The following is a 5019-nucleotide window of genomic DNA, read 5'->3' on the forward strand; positions in this document are numbered from 1 at the left end:
CGCGCTTCCTACCTCGTCTCCTACCTCGTTCCAGGGTTCTACCTGGGAACGCTATTTTCAGGTTCTACCTGAAGAATAATATATTTAAATTAGGCAGAGCCTAAATATTTGGTTACAAGGTTCTACCTTGTAACCAGCGAACTGAGCGTTCGACAAAAGCTCACGCCGAAGTCTCACGCCGAAGTCTCACGCCGAAGTCTCACGCCGAGGTCCGAACGGCAAAAGGCAACAGTAAAGGGATTGGGGAAGGTTCGGCTAATCTAAGAATAAGCGGTTTAAATGCGTCTTAGCTTATCAAGCCAAGAGTCAGTAATTTGAGGTGTAGTAAATAACAATAATCAATCGACCTCTAAAGGTCTAGGTATAATAATTGAGATGAAACCACCTAGATAAGGAATAAAAACATGGCTAAAATTGCCTCGATTACTGCCAGAGAAATTCTTGACTCCCGCGGTAATCCCACAGTGGAAGTGGATGTAATCTTAGATGATGGTAGCAAAGGCAGAGCCGCCGTGCCTTCGGGGGCATCTACGGGGATCAATGAAGCTTGGGAGTTGCGAGATGGTGATGATAAACGCTACGGTGGCAAAGGAGTGTTAAAAGCAGTAGCCCACGTCAAGGGAGCGATCGCCAATGCCCTGCAAGGAGCCGAAGCCAGCCAACAAACAGCGATCGATCAAACCATGTTAGAACTCGATGGTACAGCCAATAAGAAAAATTTGGGAGCCAATGCTATTTTGGGAGTGTCTATGGCAGTGGCTCGGGCAGCGGCTGCTTCTGAAAATATGCCTCTATATCGTTATTTGGGCGGTGAGGAAGCGAATCTCTTGCCAACTCCCTGTTTTAATATCCTTAACGGCGGTGTTCATGCCGATAACACCGTTGATTTTCAGGAGTATAAATTAGTTCCCGTCGGTGCGCCCAGTTTTACGGAAGCTTTACGCATGGGAGCGGAAGTCTACCACGTTCTCAAATCGATTTTAAAACAAAAAGGTTACTATACTGGTGTCGGTGATGAGGGCGGTTTTGCCCCTAGTTTAAAGGCTAACGTGGAGGCGGTAGAGTTAATTTTGGCTGGAATTGAAAAAGCCGGTTACAAACCGGGAGAAGATTTTGCCATCGCTCTGGATCCTGCCACTAGCGAACTTTGGCGTGATGGCGGTTACTACGAATTTTTCAAATCCGATCAAAGTCGGAAATCTTCCGAGGAAATGATCGATATGTGGGAAAGTTGGCTGAATCAATACCCAATCGTTTCCCTCGAAGATGGTTTAGGTGAAAAAGATTGGCAGGGTTGGCAAGAATTGACCAAACGATTAGGCGATCGCATTCAACTGGTAGGAGACGATATTTTCTGTACCAATCCGAAAATTATTCAGGAAGCGATTGATCGAGGTGTTGCCAATGCCTCTTTAATTAAAGTCAATCAAATCGGCAGCGTCACGGAAACCCTAGAAGCGATTAAAATCGCTCGTTCTGGCGGTTATACTGTCTATATTAGCCATCGTTCTGGGGAAACTCCCGATGATTTTATCGCAGATCTCTCCGTTGCAACCTCGGCAGCTCAATTAAAAACTGGCGCTCCCTGTCGTGGTGAACGTCTGGCCAAATATAATCAGTTACTCCGCATCGAGGCAGAATTAGGTGCAGCCGCTCGTTATGCTGGTTGGCAGAATTTCCGCCAATAATCAGGGTTGAAGGGATAGTGAAGGGCAACAAAAGCCGCTTTCTCGATCCCTCCTTGATAGCAAATCGGTTATTTGGGTTGACTTTTTAGCCTCTCAGGGTAAGTCAAAAAATTTTACCCAACCTCTACACCCCATCCCCTCTCTACTTTTCAGGCTCTCTGTCCCCCCGTGAGGGCAAATGCAAAGCGGGATCCTGCGCTGTCCAACCGACGGGAGTATCTAAGCGCACCTCAAAATGAAGATGGGGGGGAATAATATCCGGTTGTCCGGTGGTGCCAACCGCGCCGATAACGTCTCCTGCTCGTACCCGTTGGTCAATTCTCACTGTAACCCGGCTTAAATGGGCATAACGGGTCTGCCGGCGACCTAAATGATTAATTACTACCAAATTACCATAGGCCCCTTCCTGACCCACATAAATCACTAGACCGTCCTCGGCGGACAGAACAGGCGTACCAATTGGGGCGAGAAGATCAATACCACTATGAAAGAGATTTTTCTGTTCCGTGGGGCTTTTTTGCCAACCGTAGGCTAATCCGACAGTGCTGGCAAAGGGTAAGGGATAAGAACTTAATCCAGTATAGTCCGATCGCTTGCCGGCGGCGGACCAATTGGTGCCGGGGATAAAAACTATTGTCGGCCGGCGACCACAACCGTTAAGCTCAAAGAGTATATCCGCACGAATACCATAGGCCGCTTCTAAATCGCGCCAAGTGGAACCCTTGGGTGCTTCGATGCGAATGCCGTTCATCGGGGGAATAAAGATTTCTTTCCCGACGGGGGCCAAACCATTTTTGAGAATAGTCGGATTGAGTTTAATTATCGTTGCCGGGATAAGAGCGTATTTTTCGGCGATGGAGGCGATCGTTTCTCCCGCTTGGATTTTATGGCGTTGTAACCTTGATAAAATCGGCAGGGGACAAACAGGATCAGACCCTTGGGCAAAAATTAATTTTTGATTTAAGCCCAAAAAACCTAGACAAAAAAACAAAATTGTGCTAGTCAAACTTAGCCAACTTTTCTCACTTCTGATTCTCCGACCCATGACCATAAAAAAGCGATCTCTATAATTACAAAACCCGGAGAATACTAGGAATACTGTCAATAGCTTCTAAAGACTCTATGGCTGCTAAAGCGTTGCGGAAATTGCCCTCGCGTACATCGTGGGTGACAACGACAATTTCGGCTAAATCACCCCTAATCCCAATTTGTACCACGGATTCTAGACTAACTCCATGGTTGCCGAAAGCCATACCTAAATGACCGATTACCCCCGGCACATCGCGACAGAGAAAACGAGCATAAAAACGGGTCGATAACGACTCCATCGGGGCGATTTGACAATAATGCTGGTGAATACAGCTTAAAAGCGGGTCAAGTTCCTTGGTTTTGCCACTACTTTTTAAAATTCCGACGATATTCATCACATCCGATACTACCGCGCTGGCCGTCGGTCCGCTACCGGCACCCGGTCCGTAAAACATCACTTGTCCCAAGGGTTCCCCCTCGACCAGAATAGCGTTATAGACTCCGTTAGCATTAGCGAGGGGATGGGTTTTCGGTACTAGGGTTGGATGAACCCGCAACTCTAAGGTATCGGAATCCTCCTTAACCGTATCTTTCGCGATCGCTAATAATTTAATCACAAATCCCAGTCTATCAGCGTAGGCGATATCGACGGCGCTAACTTGCCGGATACCTTCACAGTAAACATCTTCCCGTTTTACCCGACCTCCAAAACCCAGAGAGGCTAAAATAGCAATTTTATCGGCTGCGTCGAATCCATCCACGTCCGCAGTGGGATCCGCTTCCGCATAGCCTAATTCCTGAGCTTTGGCCAGAACTTCGCTAAAATCTGCCCCTTTTTGGCTCATTTCGGTGAGAATATAGTTAGTTGTGCCGTTGACAATTCCCATGATGCTGCTGATGCGATTAGCTCCGAGGGATTGTTTTAAGGGTTTAATGACGGGAATGCCACCACCCACGGCCGCTTCTAGGAGGACATAAACCCCCTTTTCGTTAGCCTTGGCGTAGATTTCATCACCAAAACGGGCGATAACCGCCTTATTTGCCGTAACAACGTGCTTTCCCGATGCGATTGCTTGGAGAATTAAAGAGCGTGCCGGTTCCAAACCCCCCAATAATTCGACAATAATATCAATTTCGGGGTCAGTAACGATCGATTCTAGGTCATTGGTCAACAGCTGGGGAGAAAGCTCAATTTCTCTGGGTTTATCTAGGGATCTAACTCCCACTCGTCCAAGGGTAATCTCTTTGAGTACGGGATGACGACCAAAAGGATCGAGGAGGATTTTCGCTGTTCCCGTCCCCACAACCCCGAAACCGAGTAAACCAATCTTAAAGGTCACGCTTTTATCTCCTGCTAGTCCGACGCAAAAAATACTAATGGCCAAGCCGTCGCCATTGTCGATTTTATCATTACAGGGTCTTTGTCTGTGGGGTTTTCTTTTGCTGGCGTTCAGGGCCTGATGATGATAAATATTCAGTATTTTTGTATTTAAATCAAGCAAATCTCGATCAAGTTTAAACGCTTATCCTGTAATTGTTATTGATTTTATTGACCGATATAGATATTCGGCAATGTCAGTAAAATTTTTGATCATAACTCTAATTTATGATTACAATAATTCCCTATCTAGTTGATATTTTTGAACAAATCAATCGCTGACAGGGGGACAAGCAAACTGAAAAGCTTATGTAGCATGGAATACAGATACAGACTCCCAAAAAAGATCAGTCATATTTACCATATATGACCTAAATAACGAAAATGATAAGTGAACTATACCAGAAAGTCTTAGAGAATGAACTGGGGCGAGCCAGATATCTACTGTTGTTAATGATAGTTGGAACCTGGCAAATACTAAAGCAAGCCAAGTTAGAGATATTAGCAGAATCACTACCAATACCAATCCTGTTTGAGAGTCGGAGAAAAAAACTCAAAAGATTTTTAAAGCTGGAAATCCTGAACATTGAAAAAATCTGGGTTCCCTGCCTAAAAGAGATGTTAAAACAGCAGGAGAGGTTCACAATAAAAGGATTAGTATATATTGCCATAGACCGGACGAGTTGGGGAGCAATTAATATCTTGATGGTGAGTCTAATTTATGACAAGAGAGCCATACCAATCTATTGGGAGATATTGGAAAAAAAGGAAGTAGTAATCTCAAAGAACAGCAGCGAGTATTGGGGAAAATATTGACGGTGCTATCAGGTCATAAAATAGTGGTGTTAGGAGATAGAGAATTTTGCTCGGTCAGTCTTGGAAAGTGGCTTCAGAAGCCGAGTTTGTACTTTTGTTTAAGACAAA

At 45.3% G+C, this 5019-nt stretch carries 4 protein-coding genes; 2 read left to right on the top strand and 2 right to left on the bottom strand.

Annotated elements, in window-relative coordinates; genetic code table 11:
* The first annotated feature begins 389 nt into the window (after positions 1-389).
* Entirely contained in the window at positions 390-1688 is a 1299-nt protein-coding gene (gene eno, locus O9324_RS00525) for a phosphopyruvate hydratase (RefSeq protein ID WP_425589512.1), read from the top strand.
* A gap of 142 nt (positions 1689-1830) precedes the next feature.
* On the opposite strand, the gene O9324_RS00530 is transcribed toward eno, so the two are convergent.
* Both O9324_RS00530 and O9324_RS00535 read right to left on the bottom strand, forming a co-directional pair.
* Positions 1831-2739: a LysM peptidoglycan-binding domain-containing M23 family metallopeptidase gene (locus tag O9324_RS00530; protein ID WP_287629884.1), complete on the bottom strand. Its 909-nt coding sequence runs from the start codon at positions 2737-2739 to the stop codon at positions 1831-1833.
* 19 nt (positions 2740-2758) lie between these two features.
* Complete coding sequence (locus O9324_RS00535) at positions 2759-4057, bottom strand: homoserine dehydrogenase (RefSeq protein WP_288139203.1); 1299 nt, start codon at positions 4055-4057, stop codon at positions 2759-2761.
* A gap of 422 nt (positions 4058-4479) precedes the next feature.
* Between O9324_RS00535 and O9324_RS00540 the strand changes: the two genes are divergently transcribed.
* On the top strand, positions 4480-4911 hold the full coding sequence (locus O9324_RS00540) for a hypothetical protein (RefSeq protein ID WP_287629885.1): 432 nt from the start codon (positions 4480-4482) through the stop codon (positions 4909-4911).
* Positions 4912-5019 lie beyond the last annotated feature (108 nt).

The sequence above is a fragment of the Microcystis sp. LE19-84.1B genome (assembly GCF_027531875.1).
Classification (GTDB): domain Bacteria; phylum Cyanobacteriota; class Cyanobacteriia; order Cyanobacteriales; family Microcystaceae; genus Microcystis; species Microcystis panniformis.

Excerpts from the sequence above, each read along its gene's own strand:
- O9324_RS00530 (WP_287629884.1), bottom strand. The coding sequence starts at position 2,739 with ATGGTCATGGGTCGGAGAATCAGAAGTGAGAAAAGTTGGCTAAGTTTG.
- O9324_RS00540 (WP_287629885.1), top strand. The coding sequence starts at position 4,480 with ATGATAAGTGAACTATACCAGAAAGTCTTAGAGAATGAACTGGGGCGA.